This is a genomic window from Streptomyces pseudogriseolus, from assembly GCA_002154585.1.
Lineage (GTDB): Bacteria > Actinomycetota > Actinomycetes > Streptomycetales > Streptomycetaceae > Streptomyces > Streptomyces pseudogriseolus.
This window is the reverse complement of the sequence record MUNG01000474.1, coordinates 1-1,319: the sequence shown is the minus strand read 5'-3', so window position 1 is coordinate 1,319 and position 1,319 is coordinate 1. Positions and strand designations below refer to the sequence as shown.

Below are 1,319 nucleotides of genomic sequence, written 5' to 3'. Positions count from 1 at the left end.
GCCGGCGGGCCACGCTCACCGAGTCCACCAGCGGGTGCAGGGCGAAGGCCTTCACGGCGGTGGCACGCGACCCCGACCGGGCGGCGGCCAGCACCTCGCGCTCCACGGCCTTCACCGCGCTCACCAGACCGACGGCGTGCCCCGGGAGGGGATCGACGGAGACCGGGTGCGCCCCGTTGGCGTCCACCAGGCAGGGCACCTCGATCACGGCGTCCTCATCCAGTGCCGAAAGGGTGCCGCGATTGCGGACGTTGAGGATCAGCGTGGCACGTTCGTCCCGGGCGACGGCCCGCATCAGCGCGAGCGCCACCTTCTCGTAACCGCCGGACAGGTCGTCCGCCTCCCGCTCCCCCGCGCCGNNTCGCCTCGCGCTCGGCGCGGGTGCGGTTCCACAACTCCAGGGCGGAGACGTCCGGGCCGGCCGTCCCGGCGTAGAAGCCCTCCTGCTGGTCGCGCAGAAAGGCGCCGCGGGTCCGGGCCGCCTGCTGGTAGGCCCGCACGGCCTCGCGGTTGAAGTAGTAGTAGTGCAGGTACTCGTTGGGGACCGCGCCCAGGGAGCGCAGCCAGTCCGCGCCGAAGAGACGGCCCTCCTCGAACGAGCCAAGCAGCGCGGGGTCGGCCAGCAGACGCGGCAGCCGGTCCTCGCCGGCCACGCGCAGACCGCGTACCCAGCCGAGGTGGTTGAGCCCCACGTAGTCGATCCACGCCTCGTCCGGCCGCGCCCCCAGCACCCGGGCGATACGGCGGCCGAGGCCGACCGGTGAGTCGCAGATGCCGATGACACGGTCGCCGAGGTGGCGGGACATGGCCTCGGTGACCAGGCCCGCCGGGTTGGTGAAGTTGATGACCCAGGCGTCGGGCGCGAGGCGGGCCACCCGGCGGGCGATGTCGTCGGCGACGGGGACCGTGCGCAGACCGTAGGCGATGCCTCCGGCCCCCACGGTCTCCTGGCCGAGCACCCCCTCGGCGAGGGCCACGCGCTCGTCGTTCGCCCTGCCCTCCAGGCCGCCGACGCGGATGGCGGAGAACACGAAGTCCGCGCCGCGCAAGGCCTCGTCCAGATCGGTGGTGGTGGACACCTCGACCGGGTCGGGCACCCCGGCGGCCTGCTCGGCCAGCACCCGGGACACCGCGCGCAGCCGCCCGGCGTCCACGTCGTGCAGCACGACGTGCGTCACCCGCCCCTCGGCACGGTCCGCGAGCAGCGCCCCGTACACGAGCGGCACCCGGAACCCACCACCACCAAGAATCGTCAGCCTCACACCCCGACCCTACTAGCGCCCCCCAGGGGCGCGGGGAACTGCGCGCTCAACCCCCAC

At 74.1% G+C, this 1,319-nt stretch carries 1 pseudogene; it reads right to left on the bottom strand.

The features are described 5' to 3' along the window. Positions 1–1,262: pseudogene (locus tag CCN29_RS31285) on the bottom strand (6-phospho-beta-glucosidase); the annotation flags it as partial. Positions 1,263–1,319: the final 57 nt, after the last annotated feature.